General features: G+C 37.1%; 28 protein-coding genes and 1 pseudogene. 28 read left to right on the top strand and 1 reads right to left on the bottom strand.

All coding sequences use genetic code 11. From position 1 onward, the window contains the following. Nucleotides 1-24: 24 nt before the first annotated feature. The 13 genes and pseudogenes from QM923_RS07195 to QM923_RS07255 all read left to right on the top strand — a co-directional run bounded on the left by QM923_RS07195 (nucleotide 25) and on the right by QM923_RS07255 (nucleotide 9,238). Nucleotides 25-1,266 (top strand): aminopeptidase, encoded by a 1,242-nt coding sequence (locus tag QM923_RS07195; RefSeq protein WP_036756665.1) that lies wholly within the window; start codon nucleotides 25-27, stop codon nucleotides 1,264-1,266. Between the two features lie 9 nt (nucleotides 1,267-1,275). After that, entirely contained in the window at nucleotides 1,276-1,506 is a 231-nt protein-coding gene (locus QM923_RS07200; RefSeq protein WP_061863446.1) for a GlsB/YeaQ/YmgE family stress response membrane protein, read from the top strand. 141 nt (nucleotides 1,507-1,647) lie between these two features. Then, nucleotides 1,648-2,556: a LysR family transcriptional regulator gene (locus tag QM923_RS07205; RefSeq protein WP_045613425.1), complete on the top strand. Its 909-nt coding sequence runs from the start codon at nucleotides 1,648-1,650 to the stop codon at nucleotides 2,554-2,556. Between the two features lie 28 nt (nucleotides 2,557-2,584). Continuing rightward, nucleotides 2,585-3,622, top strand: a complete 1,038-nt coding sequence (gene queA / locus QM923_RS07210; RefSeq protein WP_414291383.1) for a tRNA preQ1(34) S-adenosylmethionine ribosyltransferase-isomerase QueA — start codon at nucleotides 2,585-2,587, stop codon at nucleotides 3,620-3,622. Nucleotides 3,623-3,808: 186 nt separating this feature from the next. Beyond that, complete coding sequence (locus tag QM923_RS07215) at nucleotides 3,809-4,372, top strand: ABC transporter substrate-binding protein (RefSeq protein ID WP_414291384.1); 564 nt, start codon at nucleotides 3,809-3,811, stop codon at nucleotides 4,370-4,372. Between the two features lie 74 nt (nucleotides 4,373-4,446). Then, entirely contained in the window at nucleotides 4,447-5,001 is a 555-nt protein-coding gene (locus QM923_RS07220; RefSeq protein ID WP_414291385.1) for a fimbrial protein, read from the top strand. Between the two features lie 239 nt (nucleotides 5,002-5,240). Further along, nucleotides 5,241-5,789 (top strand): hypothetical protein, encoded by a 549-nt coding sequence (locus tag QM923_RS07225; protein WP_414291386.1) that lies wholly within the window; start codon nucleotides 5,241-5,243, stop codon nucleotides 5,787-5,789. Between the two features lie 54 nt (nucleotides 5,790-5,843). Further along, a pseudogene (locus QM923_RS07230) lies at nucleotides 5,844-5,939 on the top strand (beta-carotene 15,15'-monooxygenase); the annotation flags it as partial. A 6-nt stretch (nucleotides 5,940-5,945) separates the two neighbouring features. After that, a complete protein-coding gene (locus QM923_RS07235; protein ID WP_414291387.1) occupies nucleotides 5,946-6,899 on the top strand; it encodes a hypothetical protein in 954 nt (317 codons plus the stop codon). A 57-nt stretch (nucleotides 6,900-6,956) separates the two neighbouring features. Next, nucleotides 6,957-7,490, top strand: coding sequence for a thiol-disulfide isomerase (locus tag QM923_RS07240; RefSeq protein WP_414291388.1), 534 nt, complete (start codon nucleotides 6,957-6,959; stop codon nucleotides 7,488-7,490). Between the two features lie 126 nt (nucleotides 7,491-7,616). Next, on the top strand, nucleotides 7,617-8,072 hold the full coding sequence (locus tag QM923_RS07245; RefSeq protein ID WP_414291389.1) for a DUF4274 domain-containing protein: 456 nt from the start codon (nucleotides 7,617-7,619) through the stop codon (nucleotides 8,070-8,072). Between the two features lie 31 nt (nucleotides 8,073-8,103). Next, on the top strand, nucleotides 8,104-8,727 hold the full coding sequence (locus QM923_RS07250) for a hypothetical protein (RefSeq protein WP_414291390.1): 624 nt from the start codon (nucleotides 8,104-8,106) through the stop codon (nucleotides 8,725-8,727). Between the two features lie 34 nt (nucleotides 8,728-8,761). Beyond that, a complete protein-coding gene (locus tag QM923_RS07255) occupies nucleotides 8,762-9,238 on the top strand; it encodes a hypothetical protein (protein ID WP_414291391.1) in 477 nt (158 codons plus the stop codon). A gap of 36 nt (nucleotides 9,239-9,274) precedes the next feature. Here QM923_RS07255 and QM923_RS07260 read toward each other — a convergent pair whose 3' ends face one another. Beyond that, entirely contained in the window at nucleotides 9,275-9,808 is a 534-nt protein-coding gene (locus QM923_RS07260) for a hypothetical protein (protein WP_414291392.1), read from the bottom strand. 219 nt (nucleotides 9,809-10,027) lie between these two features. Between QM923_RS07260 and QM923_RS07265 the strand changes: the two genes are divergently transcribed. From QM923_RS07265 to esaA, 15 genes are all read left to right on the top strand, one after another. After that, nucleotides 10,028-10,726 (top strand): hypothetical protein, encoded by a 699-nt coding sequence (locus tag QM923_RS07265; RefSeq protein ID WP_414291393.1) that lies wholly within the window; start codon nucleotides 10,028-10,030, stop codon nucleotides 10,724-10,726. A gap of 76 nt (nucleotides 10,727-10,802) precedes the next feature. After that, a complete protein-coding gene (locus QM923_RS07270) occupies nucleotides 10,803-11,462 on the top strand; it encodes a hypothetical protein (protein ID WP_414291394.1) in 660 nt (219 codons plus the stop codon). A gap of 13 nt (nucleotides 11,463-11,475) precedes the next feature. Next, nucleotides 11,476-12,039: a hypothetical protein gene (locus QM923_RS07275; RefSeq protein ID WP_414291395.1), complete on the top strand. Its 564-nt coding sequence runs from the start codon at nucleotides 11,476-11,478 to the stop codon at nucleotides 12,037-12,039. Between the two features lie 297 nt (nucleotides 12,040-12,336). Continuing rightward, the gene (locus QM923_RS07280) at nucleotides 12,337-12,627 is read left to right on the top strand and encodes a WXG100 family type VII secretion target (RefSeq protein WP_414291396.1); all 291 of its coding nucleotides are present in this window, start codon (nucleotides 12,337-12,339) and stop codon (nucleotides 12,625-12,627) included. Between the two features lie 82 nt (nucleotides 12,628-12,709). Then, nucleotides 12,710-13,129 carry a DUF5082 domain-containing protein gene (locus QM923_RS07285; RefSeq protein WP_414291397.1) on the top strand — a complete coding sequence of 140 codons (420 nt, stop codon included), beginning with the start codon at nucleotides 12,710-12,712 and terminating at the stop codon, nucleotides 13,127-13,129. A 15-nt stretch (nucleotides 13,130-13,144) separates the two neighbouring features. Further along, complete coding sequence (locus QM923_RS07290) at nucleotides 13,145-13,408, top strand: hypothetical protein (RefSeq protein ID WP_414291398.1); 264 nt, start codon at nucleotides 13,145-13,147, stop codon at nucleotides 13,406-13,408. A 22-nt stretch (nucleotides 13,409-13,430) separates the two neighbouring features. Beyond that, nucleotides 13,431-14,075 carry a hypothetical protein gene (locus QM923_RS07295; protein ID WP_414291399.1) on the top strand — a complete coding sequence of 215 codons (645 nt, stop codon included), beginning with the start codon at nucleotides 13,431-13,433 and terminating at the stop codon, nucleotides 14,073-14,075. Between the two features lie 12 nt (nucleotides 14,076-14,087). Next, nucleotides 14,088-15,707: a T7SS effector LXG polymorphic toxin gene (locus QM923_RS07300; RefSeq protein ID WP_414291400.1), complete on the top strand. Its 1,620-nt coding sequence runs from the start codon at nucleotides 14,088-14,090 to the stop codon at nucleotides 15,705-15,707. A gap of 118 nt (nucleotides 15,708-15,825) precedes the next feature. Then, a complete protein-coding gene (locus QM923_RS07305; RefSeq protein ID WP_414291401.1) occupies nucleotides 15,826-16,302 on the top strand; it encodes a hypothetical protein in 477 nt (158 codons plus the stop codon). After that, a complete protein-coding gene (locus QM923_RS07310; protein WP_414291402.1) occupies nucleotides 16,295-16,702 on the top strand; it encodes a glycosyltransferase in 408 nt (135 codons plus the stop codon). Before QM923_RS07305 ends, QM923_RS07310 begins: the two co-directional genes overlap by 8 nt. Nucleotides 16,703-17,079: 377 nt before the next feature. Then, on the top strand, nucleotides 17,080-17,565 hold the full coding sequence (locus QM923_RS07315; protein ID WP_414291403.1) for a type VII secretion protein: 486 nt from the start codon (nucleotides 17,080-17,082) through the stop codon (nucleotides 17,563-17,565). Continuing rightward, the gene (locus tag QM923_RS07320; protein WP_414291404.1) at nucleotides 17,534-17,791 is read left to right on the top strand and encodes a ubiquitin-like protein; all 258 of its coding nucleotides are present in this window, start codon (nucleotides 17,534-17,536) and stop codon (nucleotides 17,789-17,791) included. The genes QM923_RS07315 and QM923_RS07320 overlap by 32 nt, the downstream gene beginning before the upstream one ends. Further along, nucleotides 17,781-18,917 carry a type VII secretion protein EssB gene (gene essB / locus QM923_RS07325; protein WP_414291405.1) on the top strand — a complete coding sequence of 379 codons (1,137 nt, stop codon included), beginning with the start codon at nucleotides 17,781-17,783 and terminating at the stop codon, nucleotides 18,915-18,917. The genes QM923_RS07320 and essB overlap by 11 nt, the downstream gene beginning before the upstream one ends. Further along, a complete protein-coding gene (essC, locus tag QM923_RS07330) occupies nucleotides 18,910-23,349 on the top strand; it encodes a type VII secretion protein EssC (protein ID WP_414291406.1) in 4,440 nt (1,479 codons plus the stop codon). The genes essB and essC overlap by 8 nt, the downstream gene beginning before the upstream one ends. Nucleotides 23,350-23,492: 143 nt before the next feature. Next, complete coding sequence (gene esaA / locus QM923_RS07335; protein ID WP_414291407.1) at nucleotides 23,493-26,231, top strand: type VII secretion protein EsaA; 2,739 nt, start codon at nucleotides 23,493-23,495, stop codon at nucleotides 26,229-26,231. Nucleotides 26,232-26,238: the final 7 nt, after the last annotated feature.

A 26,238-nucleotide genomic window follows, 5' to 3' on the forward strand; every position in this document is an offset into this window, starting at 1 on the left:
AAAAACATAGAAAAGAGAAACAAGATGGTTTTACCAAATTTTAAAGAAAATCTAGAAAAATACGCTAAGCTTTTGGTTGCAAACGGAGTGAACGTGCAACCTGGTCATACTTTGGCTCTCTCTATTGATGTGGAGCAACGTGAGTTGGCCCACTTAATCGTCAAAGAAGCCTATGCACTTGGAGCGCACGAAGTTATCGTTCAATGGGCAGATGATTTTGTAAACCGTGAAAAATTCCTTCACGCGCCAATGGAGCGTTTGGACAATGTACCAGAATACAAGATTGCTGAGATGAACTACCTTCTTGAAAACAAAGCAAGTCGTCTCGGTGTTCGTTCTTCTGACCCAGGTGCCTTGAACGGAGTGGATGCTGAAAAGCTCTCAGCTTCTGCCAAAGCTATGGGAATTGCGATGAAGCCAATGCGTATCGCAACTCAATCTAACAAGGTTAGCTGGACTGTAGCAGCTGCTGCTGGACTCGAGTGGGCTAAGAAAGTCTTTCCAAATGCTACGAGTGACGAAGAAGCAGTAGACCTCCTTTGGGACCAAATCTTTAAGACTTGCCGTATCTACGAAGAAGATCCAGTTAAGGCTTGGGAAGAACATGCAGCTATCTTGAAGAGCAAGGCGGAAATGCTCAACAAGGAGCAATTCTCAGCTCTTCACTACACTGCTCCTGGAACAGATTTGACACTTGGCTTACCTAAGAACCACGTTTGGGAATCTGCCGGAGCGATCAATGCTCAAGGCGAAGGTTTCTTGCCAAATATGCCAACAGAAGAGGTCTTTACAGCTCCTGACTTTCGTCGTGCAGATGGTTATGTAACGTCTACAAAACCTCTTAGCTACAATGGAAATATTATCGAAGGCATCAAAGTGACCTTTGAAAATGGTCAAATCGTTGATATCACAGCTGAGAAGGGTGACCAGGTTATGAAGGACCTTGTCTTTAAGAATGCTGGTGCGCGTGCCTTGGGTGAATGTGCCTTGGTCCCAGATCCAAGTCCAATTTCTCAGTCAGGTATTACCTTCTTTAACACCCTTTTCGATGAAAATGCTTCAAATCATTTGGCTATCGGTGCGGCCTATGCAACTAGCGTTGTTGGTGGAGCAGAGATGAGCGAAGAAGAGCTGGAAGCTGCAGGACTTAACCGTTCAGATGTTCACGTTGACTTTATGATTGGTTCTAACCAAATGGATATCGATGGTATCCGTGAGGATGGGACACGCGTACCACTCTTCCGCAATGGAGATTGGGCAATTTAAGGAGAAACTATGATTGGAAGTATGTTTGTCGGTCTTTTGATCGGACTATTAGCAGGAGCTATCACCAATCGTGGCGAACGCATGGGCTGCTTCGGGAAAATGTTCCTGGGTTGGATTGGTGCCTTTTTAGGTCAATTACTCTTTGGTGCATGGGGGCCAAGCCTAAACGGTACAGCCATTATCCCATCAGTTCTCGGGGCCATGATTTTATTAGCCATCTTCTGGGAAAGAGGAAGCTAAGTTTCGATTTGAAAGCTTATTTAACTATAAAGATAAAAAGAGGTTGGAACACTTCCAACCTCTTTTAAGATTCACAGCGGATAATATGACTTGCAGTGACTGGTTCTTTTTATATTGCGTCAAGTATGGTACAATAAAAGCATGAGAATTCAACAATTACACTATATTATCAAAATTGTAGAGACTGGTTCGATGAATGAGGCTGCCAAGCAACTCTTCATTACACAGCCCAGTCTATCAAATGCAGTTCGTGACCTAGAAAATGAGATGGGGATTGAGATTTTTATACGAAATCCTAAGGGAATTACCCTCACACGTGATGGGATGGAGTTTTTATCCTATGCCCGTCAGGTTGTCGAACAAACCCAACTACTAGAAGAACGTTATAAGAATCCAATCGCTCATCGCGAGCTTTTTAGTGTGTCTTCGCAGCACTATGCCTTCGTAGTCAATGCTTTTGTTTCCTTGCTCAAGAAAAGCGATATGGAAAAGTACGAGCTTTTTTTACGTGAAACCAGAACCTGGGAAATCATTGACGACGTCAAGAACTTCCGAAGTGAAGTCGGAGTCCTCTTTTTAAATAGCTATAACCGGGATGTCCTTTCGAAGATGTTGGATGACAACCATCTCGTTGCCCACCATCTCTTTACAGCCCAACCCCATATCTTTGTCAGCAAGTCCAACCCTCTTGCTAAAAGAGACAAGGTGCAGTTATCAGATCTAGAAGACTTCCCATATTTGAGCTATGACCAAGGTACTCATAATTCCTTCTACTTCTCAGAAGAGATTTTGTCTCAGGAACACCACAAGAAATCCATCGTTGTTAGTGACCGTGCGACCTTGTTCAATCTCTTGATTGGTTTGGACGGCTATACCATCGCGACTGGTATCCTCAATAGTAACCTTAATGGGGACAATATCGTTTCGATTCCACTTGATATTGATGATCCCATTGAACTGGTTTATATCCAGCATGAGAAAACTAGCTTGTCTAAGATGGGTGAACGCTTCATCGAATACCTACTTGAAGAAGTTCGCTTTGATAAGTAATTTGAATAAATGAGAAGAGAAAAGAAGAATGACGACATTAAATACCAATGATTTTGATTTCCACTTGCCGGAGGAATTGATTGCTCAGACTCCTTTGGAAAAGCGCGATGCCTCTAAACTCTTGATGGTCAATCGCAAAACAGGTGAATTTCAAGATCGCCACTTTCACTCTATTATCGAAATGCTAGAGCCAGGTGATGCCCTGGTTATGAATGACACCCGCGTTTTGCCAGCTCGACTTCATGGTCAAAAAGAAGAAACAGGGGGCCATGTTGAACTCTTGCTTTTGAAAAATACAGCAGGAGACGAATGGGAGGTCTTGGCAAAGCCAGCTAAGCGTCTCAAGGTCGGTGCCCGTGTTGTCTTTGGGGATGGTCGCCTGAGCGCAGTCGTGACTGAGGAATTAACCCATGGCGGTCGTATTGTCCGTTTTGAGTATGAAGGAATTTTCCTAGAAGTACTTGAAAGTCTTGGAGAAATGCCTTTGCCTCCTTATATCCACGAAAAATTGGATGACCGCGAACGTTACCAGACAGTCTATGCCAAGGAGAGTGGCTCAGCTGCTGCTCCAACTGCAGGCCTGCATTTTACCAAGGAATTACTGGAGGAAATCCAGCAAAAAGGGGTTCACCTAGTCTACCTGACCTTGCACGTTGGACTTGGGACCTTTAGACCTGTTTCAGTAGATAATCTGGATGAGCACGAGATGCACTCAGAGTTCTACCAATTGTCTGAGGAAGCTGCAGCGACCTTGCGACAGGTCAAAGAAAATGGTGGCCGTGTCATTGCTGTGGGGACTACCTCTATCCGTACGCTAGAGACTATCGGAAGCAAGTTTGACGGCCAAATCCAGGCCGACTCTGGCTGGACCAATATCTTTATCAAGCCAGGCTATGACTGGAAGGTGGTGGATGCTTTTTCTACTAATTTCCATTTGCCGAAGTCTACCTTGGTCATGCTAGTTTCTGCCTTTGCAGGCCGTGAATTGGTCCTCAAAGCCTACCAACATGCTATCGATGAAAAATACCGTTTCTTTAGCTTTGGCGATGCCATGTTTATCTACTAAAAAACGAGCAAATCAAAACTAGAAATAAAAGGGCTAATTCCTACTTGGATTAGTCTTTTTTCGATATATGATAGCTATTGAATTAAAAGCAAATAAATGATACACTGAAGACTACGACACACCCGTCAAATATATGCAAAATCTGACGAGCTACTTTTATCTGTGTCTATTTCAAAGGAGATTTTTATGAAAAACAAAACATTGCGCTATACGAGCCTATCAGTCCTGACCTTGTTGGCTGCCTTGACCTTGGCTGCCTGTGGTGGAAAAACTGACAAGAATACGTCATCTTCAAGCCAAAAGGGGACAACAAGCAAGGTGACTACAGAGTCCGCAAGTAAAACTGAAGCAAGCCAAAAAGAGGAGCAGAAGTCAGAAACAAATAGTGCGACAGAAGCTACAACCACTCAAGCAGAACAAACGGAAGATAAGCAAAAATCACAAGAAGCTTACGCTAAATTTGTGGGAACTTGGGGAAATTATGCAGGAACAACTGCAACAGTTACATCTGATGGAATCGTGACCATCCAAAGTTCAAATGGAACCTTTAAATACGAGATGGGGCAAGTAGAGGAAAAAGATGGCTACTACTCAACAGGTATTCATCTTGTCGGTGGTGGACAAGGGGCACGACTGATCTTTACCCCAGCTGGAGTCCCAAATCAAGTGACAGGTACAGACGGTAGCCAAGATGTCTTGTCTATCGGTCAATCTGTAAGCGACAAAGATAACCAGTTTTACCGTAACTAAGAACATCAATCAGAAGTAAGGGTGGAGAAGTGTCCTTGCTTCCTAACCAATTTAAAAAGGAGTATAAAATGAGTATGGCTTTTGTTATTTTCTTTATCATCTTTATGTTACTAATCTTTGTTTTTGTAGCAGGGATTGTTTATTGGGCTATTAGCCACGCCAATAAAAAAAACAAAGAATACCAAGCATTTGCAACTGCTCACGGCTACCAATTTGAGAAAGCTCAAGGTAGTGACTATTATAGAGAGTATTCTTCTAAGAAAACGAGTAGCGGACTAGTCATAACTATTTCCCAAAATCCATATGTAGAAAAGTATGCCAATTTTAGCCATTATCCTTTCGGCAGAGGATATAAGAAAATGGTTGCCTATGTCATTTCAGGTGATTATCAAGGGACATCTTTTCAAGCATACACCTATCTTTTTACAGGCAATGAATTTGAGAAGCCGGGTTCAGGTGGTGTCTTTAGTATTGTTATGATTGAGTGTCCAAATGCACCAAAAGGTCAATTGTCAGATAAGATGTTCTACGAAAATGGATTTCTTTGCGAATACCAACGTGGAAATTTAAATGTAGAAACCATTCATGATCGAGTGAACCAACTAGAAAATATTGCTCAAGGTTTATAATTCTTTCATTCTTTATCTCTCCTAGGGAAAAATTCTATTAATTGTGTCATAAAATTGGAGGAATAAATGAAGAAAAACTCTCTTTTTCAGGCAAGTTTTGAAGAAGATCAGTTGGTTAGAGGAGAAAGACAAGCATGTTTTTTAGGAAAGTTATTTATATAGGGGAAAGTGATGGTCAGCCTATTTATGTAAATGTAGAATAACCAAGAGATCCCTTAGCAGCTCCTAAAAGTAAACTATTGAATACAGAGGCATCCCGTGGAAATCGAAAACACATTGTCTGGTTGATTTGTGGCCTTTTAGGATTCAGTAGCATCTTGCAACTTTTTCCAGCAACACGCTTTTTTACGGGTGTCTATAGCTATGGGACTCTGATTTATTTTCTACTAACTTGGTTGCTGGAAGCCATTTTACTATTGGTGGTCGTGAAGCGAGCACTCTACAAAAATGTTGCCTTAGTGCAACCTACCAGCAAGGAGAACTTCAGAAGAGCCGTCAATAGCAATCTCTTTTGGAATAATTTTTCAGATAAGAAGGTTACCCTTGGCAAGAAGCTATTTGCTTGGATTTTCACAGTCTTTATGGCTGTCATGGGCTTAGCTGGTCCGATTTCTATCCTCTCCATGCTCGTTTTAAAGATGATGGAAACACCAATCGGCAGTGAGATATTTCCTTTTAGCCTGATGGGGATTTTGCCAGCTGTCGCAGCTCTATTGCTGTGGCAAAATAATATGATTCGATGGCTGAAGGCAGTTGAACGCTACAGAAATAGTCGAGTTAAGAAGTAAATATAAAAAAGGAAATAGAAAGAGGTAGAGATGTTTTTTCTGAGACGACGTCTGGAATACAAAGAATATCTGGGAATTAGCGACCGCGAATGGTACAGCAAACGCTATTATAAGAAGTTAATCAAAAGCGGTCAGCTAGAAGAGGAGTAGTGGGATATGAACCGTCAGTCAGAAGCATTAAATAAGGAATATTTTCAAGCGCTGGGTTCCACGCGAGCTTCTGTTAGAATGTTGAGTTTGGCCTGGGCTGGTTTGTTTGTATTGAGCATCGACCTGACTCACGTATACTTTTTTATCAAGGAGCAATTCACAGTAGATCCCTTTTCTAATGTCCCTTTTCTTTTTCTATGTCTCCTTCTATTGCTCATGCTGGGCTGTCAGATTATGTCATTCAGCAAGACATTCATCTATAAACATCAACTCTTTAGTACTGCGATGCTCTTTGTACTAATCAATGGGATTCATCTTTCATTGGTTTTAATGGATTATATCCTCACTATTTTAACGAATGAGGTTCTAAAAAATTCACTGATCTACTCGCTGATTTATTGGTTAAGTTCCATTGGTTTATTCATGGGGTTAATTGTTTATAATGCCAGTTGGTTAAAAAAGCAACTAAGAAAAGGATTTTCAGAAAAACGAACAACTGCTAACTATATAGCCTTTTCAAGTGTTTACAGTAAACCATCCCTTTGGATTATTCTAGGAGTTACTTTGTTAGGCGGAGGGTTGGCTAGTTTATCCGGGTATTATGTGCAAACATTTGGGATTGTGAGCAATATAGTGTTTATTTCAGCTTTCTCAAGATTAATCGTCGAAGTTGGTTATCTACTTTATCTAAGAAGTAAGGATAAGACCTATTGGGAAGAAGTACCTAAGGAAGCCAAGAGTCAGTCCTTTTTGAAAACCATAGACCTTAAAAAGGCCAAGTATCGCTTGGTAATAGAAATTGTCTTATTTTTGACTCTTGCAGTGTGTTTGAAGATACTTAAGATAAATGTTGAAAATAGCCCGATTTGGCTTATATGGACAATAAGAATTTTTGGTTATTCAATTCTTTTGGATACCACGATTAGTTTTATTTATTATCAGATTAAAAAGAAGAGATAGAGAGAAAGAAGAATCAGAAAGCCTTCTTTGACTATTTAGAAAGAGGTGGTAAGAGTAATGTTAGATAAAATGAAACAGTTTAAGTGGTTGATAATAGTATCTTTTATCTTATTAGTCATTCCTTTGTATCTCACTTTTAAAAATTCTCAAGAATCTAGTACTCTAAAAACAGCTTTTGAAAAACAGGATAAAGTCGAAGTTCTTCATTATTTAATGGCCTCGGAAAAGTATGCATCTCAAATACGTAAAGCGGGTTATCTCATTCCATCTGATGGTGCTATTCGTCTAGATGGAGTTATTTATCCACTTGAAATAGAAGGCGAAGTACATTTGAAAATCAGCCCTCTTCAGAAAGATGCAAAAGATTTTCAGTTATTTTTCATTACACAAGTTAATGATAAACAAACATATGTGGCTTTCGTGTTAGATAAAGATCTTAATTTAATTTATTCTAACTATTCTCAGGATAACGACAGTGGTGAAAGAGAGGGAGTCTCTATCTCGCAATCCGAAGAAGAGCGTCTGTTGAAAATTGTTCGAGGAGAGATTGACGGTTTCATGGAAAATATGTATCGGATCTTATATGCTTAAATAGATAGATATAGGTGATGCTACAGACATTTGTGATTATTCGAGCCAGTTCTTTACTTTTTGTTTTATTTAAAAAGGAATCGTAAAGTGTGAGTCCCCATTCAAGTTGCAAGAAAGGAAGACAAAATGGATGCCGAGCAATTAAAGAAACTATCTGATATTTTATATTTTGAAAGCAAGGCTGAAGCTGTAAAACTAATTCAGTCTATTAACAGCGAAGATGAACTCTTTGTCTTGCTTGATAATTATAACTGGGATAATGGTTTTGAAGTGCCAGAGGCAATTATCACTCATTCGAAATGTACTCTTTCTGTTGCCTTATTAGCTTTTTATAGGGCAGATGGATTACGATATTTATTTGAAGGAGAGGATGCTTTTGCAAATTCTTTATCGAAATCCTGGGAAACTTTTATCAAGGAAATTTATGATAAAATCCTGAAAGAGCACTATCCGATTGGAAATATCTCTTATGAGCCTGAAATAACAAATATTCAAAAATTCAAATTGAAGAAGCTACATCCTAACATTAGTTCCTTTATTTTAGATGGCGTTTTTGGAAAAGATTTACATATTTTGCTTTAAATGAGTTGGCAATTCTTATCGGAGAGTGCACATGTTAAAAAAGTATGTTAAAACAAAACCTATTCAAGCAATCTTGATGCTTATAGTTTTGGCTTGGTCAGTCTATGAGATTGGGGCGACTAGTACCGCTAGCAACGCGTCCTTGACCAAGGAATTTATGCATAGTCGCTATGTGATGGTCTGGCCTATGGTAGATGGTCAGGTCAAGCTCTATCATTATGCAGAAGAATGGACTACGCCTGCCTTGAACGGACTCATGCATTTAGACTTTAAAACTACTAAGATAAGTGCCTACCCTTCAAAATCTGGCGATCAGGTCTTCGCTACATACAGTCCGGCTTCTGATACAAACAATTACGAGATTTCATTTCCCTTAGATGGAGCATTAACGGATGCTTATTTTTCAACGGTAGACACCAAATATTACCTAACAGCTGACAATTCTAACGTGGTAGAAGAAAAGACAGGAAAGATTGTTGAGGAGTTAACTCAGGAAATCGACCAAGCACGCAAAGATTTCCTGCATGTTCTTGGCAAGATGAAGACTGTCCGTCTGGTTTATCTAGTCCTTCGTTTGCTAGTCTTATTATTCTGTATCAAGTGGTCAGGTGAAACTCGGAAATTTACAGAAGCTGAGACAATACCTAACAGATAAGACCAGCTATAAGTAAGCAAATAAGGAGGAGAAGATGTCTTCAGCAAAACAAGCAAATTGGAATCTGGGCTGTAGTCTATTGCTTACTGTGGTCCTGGTAGGAGGTGTCTTCTTCTATTTTAGGGTCAAAAATACCTACAATCACACTCTCCAACCCGGGCAAAGTGTTGAAATACGAGTACGTCCTCGTGCAGACCAACTAGAGTATAGTTCAGAATTGATTTTAGAAAAAAAGGACAGTCAAAAAATCAAATTATCTGGAAGGGATGTTTGGTCTGAACAATTCAGTGGCCTGTATTTTGAAGTAACAGAAAATAAAATCATCCAGTTAGGTAATGATACTAAGCTTCCCAACAATCAAAAGGATATTCAGTTGGTAGAAGATGGGATTGTTGTCAGTTATCTAGGTAAAAAAGTTTTTGATGTAACCAAAAGCAAGCCCTACACCATCACCGTAACAAATGTAGATGACAAGCCAGCCCATTTTGAAGCGCAAGTAGTGAATCGCTAACAACACAAAAAGCCCTGATGTAGGGCTTTTTTATTGCTAATATAAGAAATCAATTCCGTAATTTTCTTTTAGATAGGTCGCCAACTCGGCTTTTTCTTCCTCTCTAAATCGACAGAGACTAAGGGCGAGACGCAATATCAGGACACTTGTATCGATGATGACGTTTGACTTAGAAATATCTTCTAGCTGGGTGACCTCTCTCAGATCGAAATCTAAATAGCAAGCCTTGCTGTTGACATGGTTAGGGTCGCTGACATCCACTTCAACATACGATGCACGGAACAATTCTTCTTTTGGGATAAAGATTTCCTTGGAAAAGAAGAGCCCCGGATAGACATAAATACCTTCAAAGGTGAATTCAAAGGAAAGCCTGCGACTAGTCAGTCTTTTGATGCCTGCAATCGTTGAATAGATAGCAGCGAAAAAGAGGATGGTTGGAACCACAGTAAGAAGACTAAGCTGGGAAAAGTCGATTAATCCATGCGCGAGGAAAAAGAAAAATTGAAAGAATACACCCACCGCAAAGACTAGATAGCCGACACCGACAAATTTTGAATGATAGATTTTCATAGAAACCTCCAGATATAGAATTGAACTCGCCAACGCTTTTTCAGTAGAAGTCGTATAGGTCGTGGAGAGTTAAATTTCTAGGTATTCCCATCATATCCTATGGAGCGAAGTTCCGTCAACCTTTTAGCAAGCTACGAGTTGTAGCCAGCCTATGACTTAGCAGTCAGTTTGTGCTATACTAGGGTTAAAATTATTCAGACCAGATAAGTAGGTGTATTTATGTCAAAAGCTTCAAAGAAAAAGAAAGCAGTGATTGAAGAACGCTACCACGGTCCTTTGATTACAAATGGGGTTAGTCTAGGTTATATCAAGCTTCTATCTTGGATTAGCTTAGTAGTCTCTTTTATGGCGTATTTTGGGACGACCTATATCGATTATATTGGCATTTATAAAATCTTGTTCATTATTTTCATGTTCATTAGTGGTGTAGCAATCCCACTCTCTTTCTTCGATCGTTTTATTTTGAGATTTAAGAGTTTTATCTATCTTTTTGTTTCTGTACTCGTTTTGATTTTAAACGTTGACATGACTTTTACAGGCTTGATTATGCTAGTTGGCAACGACGGAATCTATTCAGTCTGGGCACTTATTTACAATCTCGTAGCTCTCTGTATCCTGCTTTTTTCTATTGGTCTCTATTCCTGGTATTATCTTCCTAAAAATCAGGGGAAAATCTGGGCTTTCAACCGATGGGAGACTTATGGTGGTAAAGACAATAACAAGAAGCAAGAGCGATTGTTTAATTTTGGAGTTGCTTTTGTAACTGCCATGTTAGCCCCAGCAATTCTTACTGGATACATTGAGAATGTCTTTGGTGTTTTCTTAGGAATCTTGATGAACCTCTTTTTACCAGCTCTCATAGTGGATGGAGTTCAGGCGGCACGCTATGTACGCAAACACCCAGAATATGAAGAGTAGATTTTTCATTTTGAAACTTGTTCCTAATGGTTAGGAGATTTTAAGAACTTATTTTCATGATTAGAAAGAGGTCAATATGTTTTTTCTGAGACGGCGTCGTGTCTTTATCGGCGAATGTGATGGTCAGGCGGTCTATTATGACCAGCAGACTAGAGAGGCTCTAGCTGCTCCAAAGAGTAGGTTGCTCAATACTGAAAAAGCTGGTGATACGAATTCCTTTATTCCTGACTTGGTAATTCTCTTACTAGCAGGTGGACCCGCAGTTTCGGGCTTCTTTTCACTCAAGTTTGTTGGTGTCTACAACTGGTTCAGTTTAGCCTGTATTCTTCTCTTTTGGTTGATGCAGTTTTTCTCGTTAGTTGCTTTACTCGAACGAGCGCTCTATAAAAATGTTCGTAAGGCCCAGCCAACGACAGAGAAAGTTTTTTACTATGCAGCATCTCATAATTTGTTTGTAAAAAACCAGTTTGATCCTAGACAACTGTCTGCTTTACCTTTTCGATTTGCTCGCTTTGCAGTAAATATAGTGTCCATCTATTATTTTTTGTATTTCTTGACTCTTCCTCTAAAATTTGGTCAACCGATTGGTGATGAAAGCTATGGTTTGTGGTTAGCGGGCTTGTTATTCTTTTCAGTATTTCTTTTGTATAACCAAAACAATCCAGTTCGCTTTGTGAAAATTATGGGATTATATAGTCAAGGAAAAGTGCTTTTTAAAGAAGAAGCAGAGAGTTGATGAGAGGGAGTTCATGTCAAAAGCTTCAAAGAAAAAGAAAGTAGTGACCGAAGAACGTTACCACGGCCCTTTGATTACAAATGGGGTTAGTTTAGGCTATATCAAGCTTCTACCTTCGATTACACTAGCAGTCTCTTTTATAGGAATTTTTATTACGACCTATATCGATTATATTGGCATTTATAAAATCTTGTTCATTCTTTGCATGTTTATTAGTGGTGTGGCAATCCCACTCTCTTTCTTCGATCGTTTTATTTTGAGATTTAAGAGTTTTATCTATCTTTATGTTTCTATACTTGTTTTGATTTTAAACGTTGACATGACTTTTATAGGCTTGCTTATGCTAGTTGGTAATGACGGGATCTATTCAGTCTGGGCACTTATTTACAATCTCGTAGCTCTCTGTATCCTGCTTTTTTCTACAGGTCTCTATTCCTGGTATTATCTTCCTAAAAATCAGGGGAAAATCTGGACTTTCAACCGATGGGAGACTTATGACAGTGAAGAAAAGGTAAGAAGCAAGAATGATTGTTTAACTTTGGGAGGGTGGCTTTTGTGGCTGTTATATTCGCACTAGCTATTCTTGCTGGATTTGGTGAGAATATTTTTGGTGATTTCTTGGGAATCTTGAGGAACTTCATCTTCCCAGCTCTCATAATGGTTAGAGTTCAGCCAGTGCGATATGTACTCGAAAACCCAGAATTTGAAGAGAAATCTCAGATGGGAAAAAACTCGTATTGAAAAGTTTTTTGTTAATTTGAATTTCTAGAAAAAAATTTATTAAATGTCTTGACATTGTTTATGATAAGGTTTACAATAAAGAAGTGAATAGTTCTACAATAAGAACAAGTAAAAGAACACAAGGAGGCCAATTATGGCAGCAATTTCACTATCACCAGAACAACTTACCTCACAAGCATCAGTCTATTCAAATGCTCGCGATCAAATTGAAACTGCTATCCAAGCGGTAAACTCTGCAAATGAAGAAATGAAAGAGCACTGGCAAGGTAGTGCCTTCAATTCATATCTTGAACAGTACGAACAGTTACGTGTAAATGTAGTTAAATTCCAAGATTTGTTGACTGAGATTAATCAACAATTGGTTAACTATGCTAATACTGTTGCTGAACGTGATGCTGCGGATGCTGGCGGTTTTGGACTCTAATAAGAGAACTCTGAAATGGAGGGATAGGGAATACTTCCTATCTCTCTTTGTTTTAGTCAGAATTTGATGGAGGAAAACGAAAATGTCGAAAGCATCTGAATACCAGAAACTAGCAAGGCAAGAATATAAGAATTACACTAATGCAATACATCAAAAGAAAGCAGTAAATGAAAAGATTTCTCGCTTAGAGACAGCAAAAACGAATCTGACCTCCCAGATTGAGAATTTTCAGACACAGATTGTAGATATGTTCTCCAAGATTGAAGGGGAAGATAATTCTCGTTTTAAAGGTGATTGCAAGAATAAATACAGCGAAAAGTATGATTCTGCTAAATCTGCAGCTATGAGTAATAAAACAAGCCATGATACGAATTTGACAAGTATCACTAATAAGATTGAGGAACTTCAAGCAGAGGTGACAAGTTTACAAACTCAAGCAGATACAGCGATGAGCAATAGGAACCGCTATCTATCGCTGGCGAGCTCAGCCAGTTCAACCTAGAGAATGGAAAAGCAAATGAAAAATATAGTAGGAACAAATTATGATAAATGGGCTAGGCTGACTAGTATAGTCAGCATCAATACCTCTAATATATCAGAACTATCGGAGTTGACTTTTTCTTCGACAACAGTGACTCCTTTTACATCTTTTAATGAATCTACATCGTCCTTTAATACTGCAATTGGGAATCTTAAAGCTTTTACAACTACGGATGTGACTAATATGAATACTGCTGCTTCCAATAAGGTTGAGGATGATAAGAAACAGGCAGATGCATAACATTTGAAAGGAATTAGTAGGAATGGATGAAGTAGCTTCACTTTATGAGACATCTCTAAAACGCCTCTTCCCTATAGAAGCAGACCGTGAATTGATGAAACAAGTCGCTTACTCTATTACTCAACAAGGGGGGGTTTTTGGGGAACTCCAGTTCGCTTTTATCAATAGGGAACCTTTTTACACCTATAAAAGCATGATAGGTGATTCTATCGAATTTCAATTTGATTGGGATACTCAGAAACTAACAATTGAATATTTGGGAACAGTATTAACAATAACCATAGCTCAATTTAGGTCATGGATGTCCTACACGGATTTGCTCCTATCTCCTATTTTACCTTTAGGAACTATGGTAGAATTGAATCAAGATAAGTTGCCTCGTCGGGTGATTGAATTAATGGAAGAGGCAAATGTTTCCTTTAAGGCGATTATCTTAGGCAGAAGAGTGATTTTTGGAAGTGGGAGTCACGGCTATATTGATTATCTTGTGAGTCTGTATCCATATGGTTTAAGACCAGATGTGGAGCCTATCTTGATACCAGCTTATTACATCAAAACAGTGCTTCAAGAGGGCCAAACTGATGAGTTGGATAAAAACTATATTCGACAGCAGTATCGAATCGACTACTTTAAACAGAATATAGTTTCTGAAGTATATCACAAATAAAGGAGAATGAGTATGAAAATTGATATGACGGAGGTTAATAATCAAAAAGTAACACTCGATAATTCTATCACAAGTATCAATAATGAGCTTGATGATTCTAAGAGTTCTTTAGAGAATCTCGTATCTACTGATAGTTTGAAGGGAATGGTTAAATCGGTTATTAATGACAAGATAAATAACTACCAAGTTCCTTTGTTGACAAACTTTTCGAATGCTTTAACGGTACTCTCTGCCCAGTATGATAAAACGATTGAACAATTTCAATCCACTGTTTCAGAAACTGCTTCAGACGCAATTATCGATACGGATTATCTTCAGGAGTTGATAGATAACTATTCGGATTTGGAGTCTAGTATTAGTTCAGTGGATACTGCAACATCAGGTATCTATAGTAGTATTTCTGACATTATCAGTTTAACAAATCCAACTGCTAGCTCGATTACTGATCCTTTGTCAGAAGGGAAGACTGTCCTAACTGATACAAAGACAAATATGGAATCCTTTGATGGCTGGAAAAGAGGAACTGAATACGATGATTTGCTCTTGGCTCAAACCAAGATGCTTGAAACTCTTACGACAAATTCAACAAGTAATTTTACTTCTCCAGAGGCTAAGAATTTCTATAACAATATTGAGTTCTCAAATGGAGTAAAGATAATCACCGAAAATATATCAGGAAAAACTCCTGTAGAAGTTTTAAACAGTGTTTCGGAAACATTAAATGCATTGACTAAAATTCCGACTGGAGGTTGGTGGAAGAATTTCGTTGTACAGCAAACAGGACAAAGAGCCATAGCTGCTGGTGATATATGGGTTGATGATGAAGGGGCTCTCCATTGTAATGGTACTGCTGAAGCTGTAGCAGCTCTTTACGAATTAGAACATGGAGAATTTGAAGTCTTTGGAGTCAAATTTAAAGAAGGTAAGGCATTTATTGGAACTAAAGCTGCAGCTGAGATAAAAAGCACTATTTCCAGGGACAAAGTTGAGTTGTCGGCGTCTGCAGAAGTTATGATAGGAATGTCGGCTTCAGCCAGTGGTGAAATGGAAAAAGAATTTGGAGTCGCAAAATTAAAGGCTGAATATGAAGCAGAAGTCAAGGCTGGAGCTTGGGCAAGTGCGAATTACGGAATTACTCTTGATGGGAATGGATTTACTGGAAAAGCAGAGGCCTCTGCAAAAGCTGGTGTTGAAGCATCGGGGAGCATCGGACTTTCTAGTAGTGTAGGTGATTTAGGATTTACTAAAGTTGGGGTCAATGCTTCTGGTGAAGCCTTTGCAGGAGCTAAGGCTGAAGCTAGTGCTGAACTTAAAGCAGGCCCTGAGGGGGTATCGGGCTCTGTAAAACTTGGTGCATTCGCAGGAGCTGAGGCGAGTGGTGAAGTTAAAGGTACAGTTGGTTACTTCTCGGCTTCAGCAAAAGGATCAGTCAAGGCCGGAATTGGCGTCCCCTCAGAAGCAAAATTCAGTATGGATAACGAACATATGAAGGTTAAACTAGATGTGGGAGCTGCTCTTGGTGTCGGAGCAGGTGTGGGTATTGATGTTGATGTTGACTATGGTGCTATGAAGAAAGACTTTAATAAGTTTATTGATTGGGTAAACCCTTTCAATTCGAAAGTAGTTGTATAAAATTAACTTGCTACTCGATTTATCACTCTAAAATTGCCAATTAACAACACGAAAATTTAACTGTAGAATCTATCTCCAATTAAATAGATAGATTAAAAAATTATAGAAGGAGTTTGATATGACTTTAAGAGAATTTCCTAGCGAGGTTTTTCCTGCTTTTCCGAGTATAAAAGTAGAAGCTGGGGAAGCATGGAAAAATTGGAATTTTCCAGGAACAATAATAGCTTTAAAGAAACCTAAAGGTGAAAGTTTTACCTCCAATATTTTAATTAATGTAAGACATGTTGGCCTAGATTACCGTCTAGATGACTACAAATCAGAAATCAAAGGGTATGCGAATAATCTGTTAGATATTAAATATATTTCTGAAGGACTTCATGATGTCAATGGAGTTGAGTGGGAAGTAATAGAATATGCTTATATTGATGAAACTTCAGGCCCCTTGGCTCAATTATTGGCTGCATGCCTTGTAAAAAATGGTTCTACACAATCGTTGTTTACTTTTACTGGTACAGTATCACTCTCAAATCAGAAAGATAATCAAGATTACCAAGAGATTCAAGATGTTTTAAGGAGCGCAAAAATAGATGAATAAATTTAAAACAGCAGTAATTTCAAGCTTATTAGCCTTATTTCTAATCCTTTTATCGGCTTGTGGATCTTCTTCTACTCCAAAACTTGAGGGAGAATGGAAAGCACAAACAGGTGCAAATGAGAACGTTTCTCTTGTATTTGATAAAGATACTGTTTCGGTTAATGGGGAAAAATTTGACTACAAGCAAAAATCAGTCAAACAAAAAGGTGAGATTACCTATTATGAGATTGAACAAAATGGAGGCTCTTATACGGTGATTTTCCCTGATAAAGACAAAAATATTGCAGTTATGATTCAACCAAGTTCCAAAGATGATGTTCTAAGTGGCAAACTGCTTTATGCAATGAACAAAAAAGAGCAACCAAGCTACTCGGAATATGCTAAAAAATATATTCAATAAGTTTTGAAGTAACATAGGAAACTTTTGGAATGACATATATAAAAACGAATGATAGAGAAGATCAAGTTGATCTTCTCTTCTTCTGTATATAAGCATGGATTAGACAAGTCCAATTTATGCAAGAATACAAGAGTTTAACTTGTATTTAGGTGTGTTTTTAGAGATTGCAGAAGTTAGAAGGATATTCTTTTTAGTGAGTCAGATTATTTGCAAATATGTCTACTTGAACAATTGAATATTAAGTCAATTCATGATAAACTTAAATAAGATATCTAAGAAGGAGAAATTATCATTAAAATGGTGAAATTACTGGTAATTTAAGTTCTATTAAAGAATCTATTTACCGGATCTTCTATAATAGAAAGCGTGATGAAGTATTGAAAAAAATAAGTCAACTATTTATGCTATTTTCACTCCTATGTTTGTTTTTTATAGGTACAAAAGCCTTTGCAAAAGAGGGGGCATTAGAATTTAAAACGGATTCAGTAACTCAAAAAAAACAACGATCGCAGGGGAATGAAATTGAGCATATTTATGCACCGAATTTATTCATGGATAGAATTGAACAGGAAGCAACGAAGTCTAAGACAAATGCTCAAGAAATGATTAAAACTGCTAATCAATCAAACTTTAGAAAAAAAGAAATTGTAAGTGGGGATGGTTTAGATACAAAGGTATACCGCCAAGCTCTGTTTAAGAACTACCAAGTTGCTGACAATATAAAAGTGGATCAATCGGAGTCGGAAACAACAATGTTTTGGTCAATTATAGGTCTTGTCGTGTTTGTTGCAACAATGATTATCAGTGGAATCTATTTAGGAAGGATTTTTCATGGGGGAAGGTTATTTAAACTCAACGGTTAGATATAAAGATAAGGAAATAGATATTCGTTTTTCAAAAAAATTAACATTAAAAGATGTTAAGGATTTGATATGTTCAAATCAACTAGATAAGTTTTTATCCATTCACAGAGAGGATTGGCATTTGGATATTCGAGGGAAACTATTACAGATAGAACAACATAGAGCATTAGAGGAGTATCCATTAGGCGATGGAGATGTGTTGGAGGTGATAATAAATGACAGATAAAATTGAAATTAAACATAGCGAGGAGAAGGTTAAGGTCATTTTGTCTCCAAACCAATTTTCGCGTCTAAAAATAGATACGATAGAAAATTATGTGGATGCTACTGTGACTTTAGAAGACAACGGGTATTTAACATTGCTATATCAAAAACCTAAGCTTTCTTATAGTCTTAAGGATCTTATCGCTGAAGATTTGTCAGAAGTTAAGCGTTTAGAATTGGCTCAAAAGATGGAATCAATTTCATTTTCTGAGCATAATTTTAAAATACCTTTTATCCATCCCAAAAATATATTTTTACAAGGAAGTGTTGTTAAGATTCTCTATTTTGGTTTAGAAGGAATTATGGAACCAATTCCTTATACTTCAGAGACTTTTTTAATGACCTATAAAGCTCTAATAGTTTCTATTTTAAGACCAAAACTTGATTTCGAGTTGCTGGTTAATGGAATTGCGGCTATAAGTGATTCACTAGTACAAGATATTGTGGCCTGTGAGTCTTATGATGATGTCATAAAATATATCCATGAAGCTTATGATAAAGCTTATCAGGAGGAAAAAAAGAAAAAGATAGCCGTTTCAAAATTGACTTGGCGAATCTTATCAATTGGAATAGGGATTTTTTCGGTAGCAACGATTACTTTGGGTGTGCTAGCAGCATATTATCATTTTTGGTCCAATCCTATTCAAAAAGCAACAATAAATGCACAAAGTCATTTTATTAATAAGCAGTATGACAGTGTAGCAGATGACTTGCAAGGAGTCGCTGTCAATCGTTTAAGTAAGGAAGCCAAATTTGTATTGGCATCAGCTTATGTTCGCTTGGATAATTTGTCTGAAGAACAGAAGTCAAGTGTTTTAAATACAATTACTCCCTCTAGTGAAGATAATCTTTTAGATTACTGGATTTATCTTGGAAAGGGAGATTATAAAAAATCTCTAGATTTAGCTCAGAACATTGGAGATGATCAATTGACCCTTCACGCCTATACGAATCTATATGAGCAGACCCGTGAAGACAAGAACATGAATGGTGCTGAAAAACAAAAGAAATTAGGTGAATATCGTAAGGAAATTGAAGAGCTCTCTAAAAAACTAGGGGTTAAAGTGGGTAATAAGAAAGATGAGTAAGGAAGAAAAAAGTTTTATTGAAAATATTGAGAAAGATTCCGCATCTAGAAAAATGTCAAGTAAAATCAATGTACTGATACTTGGAGATAGGTTTTCTTTGCTCACCTTTACAGAAGGAGATAGTACCGAAGAACAAGGCCTTTCTTTTAATATCAGAGATAATAATGTCTACATTAATGAAAGAAAGTTAAATATAGGGAAGAATATTCTAGGAGATAAAAAAGTCTATGTGATTCAAGAAGCTGAAAATATCATTGATAGTTATATGCTTCCTCCTACTCAAGATTTTGTAATCTCAAAAGAAAAAGAAGCAGATTTACAAATTCAATCAAATTCCTATGTTCTGTTTTCTAATGGAAAAGTCAATGTATTTCCTAATGGTGAACCATGTTACCTTAATGGTCAAGTGATTTCTTCAGATATTCTTTCGGAATTCAAACGAGGAGATAGTCTTTTTATAGAGAACTACTATATAGTATTTTTAGACAATCAATGGAAGGTCTCATCCTTTTTTGGAGAACCGCAATTTAATAGTCATTCTGTATTGCTAGAAGATAAGAAATCAATTTATCCATCTAATTTTCCGATCTATCGTCGAAGTCCTCGTGTACTTCCAACTATTTATGATAAGAAACAGAGGGTAGAAAAACCCAAAGCTCCTCCTACAAAACCCAAAAATGCTATTTGGCGAGCTATCGTTCCACCAATAGGAATGGTTGCACTGTCAGGATTAGTTGTAGTTTTGATGGGAAGAAATGCAATCATGATGCTTAGCATGGGTGGAATGAGTATCCTGACAGCAGCGTTTTCAATCACGAGTTATTTTTCTGACAGGAAAGAATATAAACAAAATGAGATTACTCGACTTGAAGATTATGAAGCTTATCTACTAGAACAAGTTTCGACATTACAAAAGCACTATGCAGAAGAGAAGGAAATTCTATTTTACCAACAACCCAATATAGAAACGTTGATTGAAATGATTTTGAATTACGATGAGCGCATTTATGAACGGTTGCCATTCAATGAGGATTTTATGACAGTTTCTCTTGGATTGGGGGATATTGATAGTCAGCTTAAAATCGACTACAGTAAGGATTATTTGACCAAAGATAAGTTGACAATCTTTTCTCAGGATTTATTGAAGACTTATGAGAAACAAAAGGGTGTTCCTATCACGACCTCGCTGGCTGGGAATATTATTGGACTTGTTGCCAAACATGACATGGGTCAATTGTTTATCCAACAACTTTTGCTACAAGTCGCAACTTTTCATTCCTATCATGATGTGATATTCGTTAATGTGACATCTCAGGAAGACTATGATAAGATATGGGAAAAATGGAGATTCTTACCTCATTTCCATCTACCGATGATTAATGTTCGTGGATTTGTTCATGATGATCGAACAAAAGATGCCGTATTGACAAGCCTTTATCAAGTATTGCAGTCTCGTTTTCAAGAATCAGATAAACAGAAAAAAACTTTTTTACCTCAGATTGTTATTGTCGTTTCAGATGACCGTTTGTTGTCTGGTCACGTAATTAATGAAAGTCTCTCTAAACCAGATTTGGCTTCTTATGGAGTGACAGTCATTTGGGTAAAAGAGAGTCGTCGTCAATTGCCTGAAACAGTAACGACTCTGGTCGATCTCAAAAATGGAGATACAGCGACTTTAATTAATAATGCAGGTTTGTATGTTAACCAAGACTTCACGCCTTATCCAATGCAAAATAATTATGAAGTTGCAGTTCGTTGCTTAAGTAATCTTATTCATGAAGAAACTCAGAAAAATGCTCTACCTGATGCGATTACATTCTTAGAACTTTATAACGTAGAAAAAGTAAATGATTTAGATATTGCTAGTCGATGGGGTCAAGGTGATACATCTAAGAGTCTGGCAGTTCCACTTGGTGTGCGAGGGAAAGATGATATTGTCCAATTAAACTTGCATGAACGTGCCCATGGTCCTCACGGACTTGTTGCAGGTACTACAGGATCAGGTAAGTCCGAGATATTACAATCCTATATGTTATCCTTAGCATTAAATTTTAGTCCAGAAGATATTGGTTTCCTTCCAATTGACTTTAAGGGTGGAGGGATGGCAAATTTATTTAAAGATTTGCCACATCTTTTGGGTGTTATCACTAACTTAGATGGTGCAGGGATTCAACGTGCCTTAGCATCTATACGTGCAGAATTACGAAAACGTCAACGCTTATTTGGTAGATTTGGAGTTAATCATATTAATGGTTATACAAAACTTTATAAGGAAGGGCGTTTAGGAATAGAGGGTGATTTTCCAACAGAACCTCTACCACATCTATTTTTGATTTCGGATGAGTTTGCTGAGTTAAAACAAAATGAACCTGAATTTATGACAGAACTCGTATCTGCAGCCCGTATTGGACGTTCTTTGGGAATCCATTTAATCTTAGCAACGCAAAAACCTTCAGGGGTTGTCAACGACCAGATTTGGTCCAACTCTCGCTTTAAGTTGGCTTTAAAAGTAGCAGAAAAAGCTGATTCAAATGAGATTATTAAAACACCAGATGCTGCAAGTATTACGCAGCCAGGTCGTGCCTATTTACAAGTTGGGAATAATGAAATTTACGAACTCTTTCAATCTGCTTGGAGTGGTGCGCGCTATGCACCTAGTGAGGAAACTAAAAGCGAAGAAATTGACAATCGTATTTGGATAATCAATGAATTGGGGCAGTATGAACTAGCGACTACAGATTTATCATATGCAGAAGAAGAGAAGGTTAGTATCACTCCTAATGATGACAAGACAGAACTAGATGCGGTCGTTGAATATATTGCTCAATATGCAAAAAGTATTGAACTTCGCATGCCTACAAAACCGTGGTTGCCTCCTCTGGAAAATGAACTTATTTCTCCTATTTTAGATACTAAATGGACGGATAAAAAACATCATAAGGCACCTTTTGCTTTAATGGATATTCCTTCAGAACAGGCTCAACATGTGTTAGAGTTTGATATAGTGGAGTTTAGTCATAGCCTAATCTATGGTTCACCAGGATTTGGAAAGTCACAAACTCTCCAAACGATTGTGATGAACTTTGCCCGACTAAATAGGCCTGATCAAATGCATTTTAATTTATTTGATTTTGGAACAAATGGACTATTCCCTCTAAAGGGGTTACCACATGTCGCAGATATTGTATCATTAGATGAACCAGAAAAACTATTGAAGTTATTAAAGACTGTACAAAATGAAATCCAAAAACGTCGAGATTTATTAGCTGAATATGGTGTAACCTCTATTGAACAATACGAGCAAAAAACAGGGAAATCAATGCCATTTATTTTAAATGTGGTAGATTCTTATGATACTGTCCGTGATCATTCGCTAGAAAATTCTATTGAGGCTACTTTCCATCAAGTATTGCGAGAGGGTGCTAGCTTAGGAATCTATCTGATAGTAACAGTTCTTAGAAATACTTCCATGAAGATTAGTATGAGAAGTAATTTCGCTACACAATTAGTCTTGTACTTAGTGGATAAAGATTCCAAGAAAGATATTATCGGATTTGATGCTCTAGCTGATCAGGTTATTCCGGGTCGTGGGCAAATTAAGCTAGAGGAACCGACTCGTTTCCAAGTTTACCTTGCAACGGAAGGAAATTCAAACCTTGAGCAGTTGCAAAATCTGGAAAATGCAATTGAACTAATGGATAAGGAATGGGTAGGTCCTCGACCAGAACCAATACCGATGCTTGCAAATGAAATTACATTTGAAGATTTTGAGAATGATAGAACAGTCAAAGAAGAACGCCAAAAACTCAATATTCCAATTGGATATGACAAAGAAACAACATTAGTACGTTCTATTGAACCAATGAATCATGACTTTATCCTTCTTATGGATGATACACCATCTCAAACCTATAGTCTTGAACGAACAATTCTATCAGCTTTTGCTGAATTGTCAGGAAAGGTCAATCGCGTTGTAGTAGATACCGATGGTCGATTTGAAGGTATGAGTGAATATTTTGATACTAGAATTGAGGAATCATCAATTGGTCAATTCCTTAATGAGTTGCTAAGTATTATCCAATCTGGTATTCGAAGAGAGCAACCAATGTTCGTTTATCTACCAGATATCAACTTGACTGGGGATAAGATTACATTGATGGATAAAGAAGTGAACACTCTGTTTACCAAAGCTTCAACGGTTAATATTCATTTAATTTTCCATGGATATCAAAGTGGTGTTCTTTCTAAATATACACCATTCTTCAAACGACTTCGTCAGAATGTTCCAATGGGAACCTTCGGTACAATTTTCAATGAACAAAAGGTTGTTCCAGGTCGTACTGTCTATAATGAACCTTTGGTTGAACTTAATGAGACACAGTTCTTTATCGGAAGAAATGTTTATCGTATAAGGATACCACAAGATAAATAAAAAAATACAAAATAGTTTTTAAATATGATATAATGTAATGTGTTCTTTAAATGTGTATTCTTGATTGCACACTAGAAATCTCATCGAAAATAGTTTAGGATTTTTATGAGGTTTTAACAAATATTTTAGGAGAAAAAGACATAATGAGTATAAAAAGTTTTAAAAATACTTTTCTTGGCAAAGCTTTGATTATCCTATGTTTGATAATCGCAGCAAGTATTCTCATCTTTATGAAACAATCAGATAGAATTTCGTTTGCTTTGGGAAGTAAAGAAAAGACACACATGCGTATTGGTATTGTCAATCAGGATGAAGGGGAACAGTTTAATAGTACTCAATACAATTTTGGTGAAGATTTTACAAAATTACTTGCAAAGGATGAGAACAAGAAAACTAGTTGGAAAGTTATGTCTAGAGATCAGGCAGAAAGTCAATATAAGGATGACTCTCTAGAAGCTATTATTTACATTCCAAAAGATTTTTCGCACAATATTCTTCAGTTATCGAGTTTTAATCCAGAAAAGGCCAAAATAACATATAAAGTAAAAGAATCAGTGGATAAAGAGCAGTCACTTGAGATGGCTCAGCAAGTTGGAGAGTATGTAAATACCTTGAATCAAGAAACGATTCGTTTGTATTTTACAAGTGTCATTAACAATCTAGATAGTGCTAAACGCCAAATGAATACAATTGTGAGTGATGGATCAGATATTTTTGACTCATTGAATACTTCAATCTCCCAGCCTGCCGAGAGAAGTATACAATCACTAGATACTATACCAACAATCGCTGAAGGTGTACAGTCTTCTAATAAAACATTTGAAGAGTCTGTAGCTAGTTTCAAAAAATCAACCGCAGATTTATTAAATAATAATGCGGAGTCCTTGCTTGGACAGACAGATCCAATTTTAAAATATAAGGAAGCTCAAAGCCAGGTTACAAATCATAATGCACAGGTTGCAAGTAACTTTGCAAAAGCACAATTTGATAAGGATAATGAGTTATATCTTAATCTTTATAAGAACCTAAATGGCTACTTATATAATTTAGGGAACAGAGAATCATCAGCTGGATCAAATGAATCTGAATCTTATTTAGTTCGTTTAGAGAAGAGTATCAATGCCTACAATAAAAAAGTAGAAGCTTCTCAAGAACAAATAGCTCAATCTCGAAAAGACTTGGAAACCTTGAAAGCCTCTCTTGAAGCTTCTCGACTACAAGTTGCTCAGAACTATTTTGATGGAACAACAGTTGATACGTCGTCCTTTGCTGAAAATGATGCTGAGATTTTAAAAGCACTTGATTCTGCTATAGATAAAAATAGTGTACGACAAGCTTTAGCTAAGCAAGTAGTATCTACCTTATCTAATTCAGATCAATTACCTGGAGATTATGATAATCAAGTTAATAGTACAATTGCTTCTATTAGTGTTAATTCTGCTGATTACGTAGCTTTATTTGCTAAACTAAAAGAGTTGGGAGTATTAACAGATACACAAATCAGTGCTTACAGTTCAAAATTAGACCTACTAGCTCAGTATGCTAGTGTTAAAGGTTCTACAACTGGTTCAATGCCAGCCTATAGTTTTATTACAGTGGCGAATGATGCATTACCGTCATCTGAAACCAAAACGATTTCAATGTCACATGTCTATCCTACTGTGACAAATGAAAGAAATGGAGCTAATAAATATACCGCTACTCCAATTCGCGTAACCAATATTCAGTTGCAAGGTATTAAATCAGCTACGATAGTTCCAAGTAAAGATACAATTTTAGAACCAACAGATCTTCAACTTCAAATTCAGTATAGTCCTAGCTTTGGTCTTAATACGATTTCATTTGACTTAGAAGTTGGTAACGAAAAAATACCATTACAATATACCTTCTATTTTGATAAGAACAAGGGAAGTAATGCATTAGTTCAGACAGATTTATCTAATATTTTTGAACAACTGTCTCGTATTGATACAGCGGCGACAACTATTAAGAATATTTATGGTAGTCCATCGTCATCAACTACTATTGATATCTCAAACCCTGCAAAAGACTCTGTTGCAAAAATGTATGGTAATATCTCGACTTCTACTGTGGCTGAGAAATTGAAAGAGGATGATGTCGATAAATATCGACAATCAGGAATTGATTTATATGCTAAATTGAGTAAACAAATCAATCAACTGAATTTACAAGCCTCTTCTCTTCCAAAACTTGAAAAATCAGAATTACCGAATGATTATTTTGCTACAACGATTGATGAGTTATCTAACTGGTATGAATCAGCTACTAATAAACTAAATGAAGAGTATGAGGTATGGAAGAATAATATTCCACAAATCTTGGAAGTTTCTTCAACAAGTTCAGGGGTTGGATTATCAGCTACTACAGTTTATACAACTGAAGATACAAGTAACGGTCTACTTGATATTGTTACAGGGCTTTCTTCAAACACTAAAAATATTTCTGAAACCATTACTGCTAATGGGGATAAAATCGGATCTATGGATGCACAATTTACTAGTCTAGCAGAACAATCTAAAAAAGTTCAGGAAGAAGTGAAGCTAGTACGCCAAGAAACGGAAACGGTCATCAAGAACCAGAGCAAGAATATCGAGGAGGGTACGGAATTTAATAAAAACTTCCAAGGAGTACTATCAAACGCACGCTCTAATGGTACAGATAATCAGGCTGTTTTGAACTTTTTGTCTAATCCGATTATAACTGAAAAGACTAACCAATCTAGTGTATTGTCAACTACACCAATCTGGATATACTTACTTGCATTTTTACTGTTTACAAATATTGCTACTGGTCTTATAGTTAGAGAATATATTCGTAAGCGTAGAGATAAGAGTGATGAAACAGTGGAAAAATTTGAGTAGATAGTTT

The sequence above is a fragment of the Streptococcus infantis genome, from assembly GCF_047463275.1.
Taxonomy (GTDB): Bacteria; Bacillota; Bacilli; order Lactobacillales; family Streptococcaceae; genus Streptococcus; species Streptococcus infantis_AF.

Excerpts from the sequence above, each read along its gene's own strand:
- QM923_RS07265 (WP_414291393.1), top strand. The coding sequence starts at position 10,028 with ATGTCAAAAGCTTCAAAGAAAAAGAAAGCAGTGATTGAAGAACGCTAC.
- QM923_RS07300 (WP_414291400.1), top strand. The coding sequence starts at position 14,088 with ATGAAAATTGATATGACGGAGGTTAATAATCAAAAAGTAACACTCGAT.
- QM923_RS07245 (WP_414291389.1), top strand. The coding sequence starts at position 7,617 with ATGGATGCCGAGCAATTAAAGAAACTATCTGATATTTTATATTTTGAA.
- QM923_RS07200 (WP_061863446.1), top strand. The coding sequence starts at position 1,276 with ATGATTGGAAGTATGTTTGTCGGTCTTTTGATCGGACTATTAGCAGGA.
- QM923_RS07280 (WP_414291396.1), top strand. The coding sequence starts at position 12,337 with ATGGCAGCAATTTCACTATCACCAGAACAACTTACCTCACAAGCATCA.
- QM923_RS07320 (WP_414291404.1), top strand. The coding sequence starts at position 17,534 with ATGGGGGAAGGTTATTTAAACTCAACGGTTAGATATAAAGATAAGGAA.
- QM923_RS07235 (WP_414291387.1), top strand. The coding sequence starts at position 5,946 with ATGAACCGTCAGTCAGAAGCATTAAATAAGGAATATTTTCAAGCGCTG.
- QM923_RS07215 (WP_414291384.1), top strand. The coding sequence starts at position 3,809 with ATGAAAAACAAAACATTGCGCTATACGAGCCTATCAGTCCTGACCTTG.
- QM923_RS07305 (WP_414291401.1), top strand. The coding sequence starts at position 15,826 with ATGACTTTAAGAGAATTTCCTAGCGAGGTTTTTCCTGCTTTTCCGAGT.
- queA (WP_414291383.1), top strand. The coding sequence starts at position 2,585 with ATGACGACATTAAATACCAATGATTTTGATTTCCACTTGCCGGAGGAA.
- QM923_RS07205 (WP_045613425.1), top strand. The coding sequence starts at position 1,648 with ATGAGAATTCAACAATTACACTATATTATCAAAATTGTAGAGACTGGT.
- essB (WP_414291405.1), top strand. The coding sequence starts at position 17,781 with ATGACAGATAAAATTGAAATTAAACATAGCGAGGAGAAGGTTAAGGTC.
- QM923_RS07275 (WP_414291395.1), top strand. The coding sequence starts at position 11,476 with ATGTCAAAAGCTTCAAAGAAAAAGAAAGTAGTGACCGAAGAACGTTAC.
- QM923_RS07195 (WP_036756665.1), top strand. The coding sequence starts at position 25 with ATGGTTTTACCAAATTTTAAAGAAAATCTAGAAAAATACGCTAAGCTT.
- QM923_RS07285 (WP_414291397.1), top strand. The coding sequence starts at position 12,710 with ATGTCGAAAGCATCTGAATACCAGAAACTAGCAAGGCAAGAATATAAG.
- QM923_RS07255 (WP_414291391.1), top strand. The coding sequence starts at position 8,762 with ATGTCTTCAGCAAAACAAGCAAATTGGAATCTGGGCTGTAGTCTATTG.
- QM923_RS07220 (WP_414291385.1), top strand. The coding sequence starts at position 4,447 with ATGGCTTTTGTTATTTTCTTTATCATCTTTATGTTACTAATCTTTGTT.
- QM923_RS07260 (WP_414291392.1), bottom strand. The coding sequence starts at position 9,808 with ATGAAAATCTATCATTCAAAATTTGTCGGTGTCGGCTATCTAGTCTTT.
- QM923_RS07290 (WP_414291398.1), top strand. The coding sequence starts at position 13,145 with ATGAAAAATATAGTAGGAACAAATTATGATAAATGGGCTAGGCTGACT.
- QM923_RS07270 (WP_414291394.1), top strand. The coding sequence starts at position 10,803 with ATGTTTTTTCTGAGACGGCGTCGTGTCTTTATCGGCGAATGTGATGGT.
- essC (WP_414291406.1), top strand. The coding sequence starts at position 18,910 with ATGAGTAAGGAAGAAAAAAGTTTTATTGAAAATATTGAGAAAGATTCC.
- QM923_RS07295 (WP_414291399.1), top strand. The coding sequence starts at position 13,431 with ATGGATGAAGTAGCTTCACTTTATGAGACATCTCTAAAACGCCTCTTC.
- esaA (WP_414291407.1), top strand. The coding sequence starts at position 23,493 with ATGAGTATAAAAAGTTTTAAAAATACTTTTCTTGGCAAAGCTTTGATT.
- QM923_RS07240 (WP_414291388.1), top strand. The coding sequence starts at position 6,957 with ATGTTAGATAAAATGAAACAGTTTAAGTGGTTGATAATAGTATCTTTT.
- QM923_RS07250 (WP_414291390.1), top strand. The coding sequence starts at position 8,104 with ATGTTAAAAAAGTATGTTAAAACAAAACCTATTCAAGCAATCTTGATG.
- QM923_RS07310 (WP_414291402.1), top strand. The coding sequence starts at position 16,295 with ATGAATAAATTTAAAACAGCAGTAATTTCAAGCTTATTAGCCTTATTT.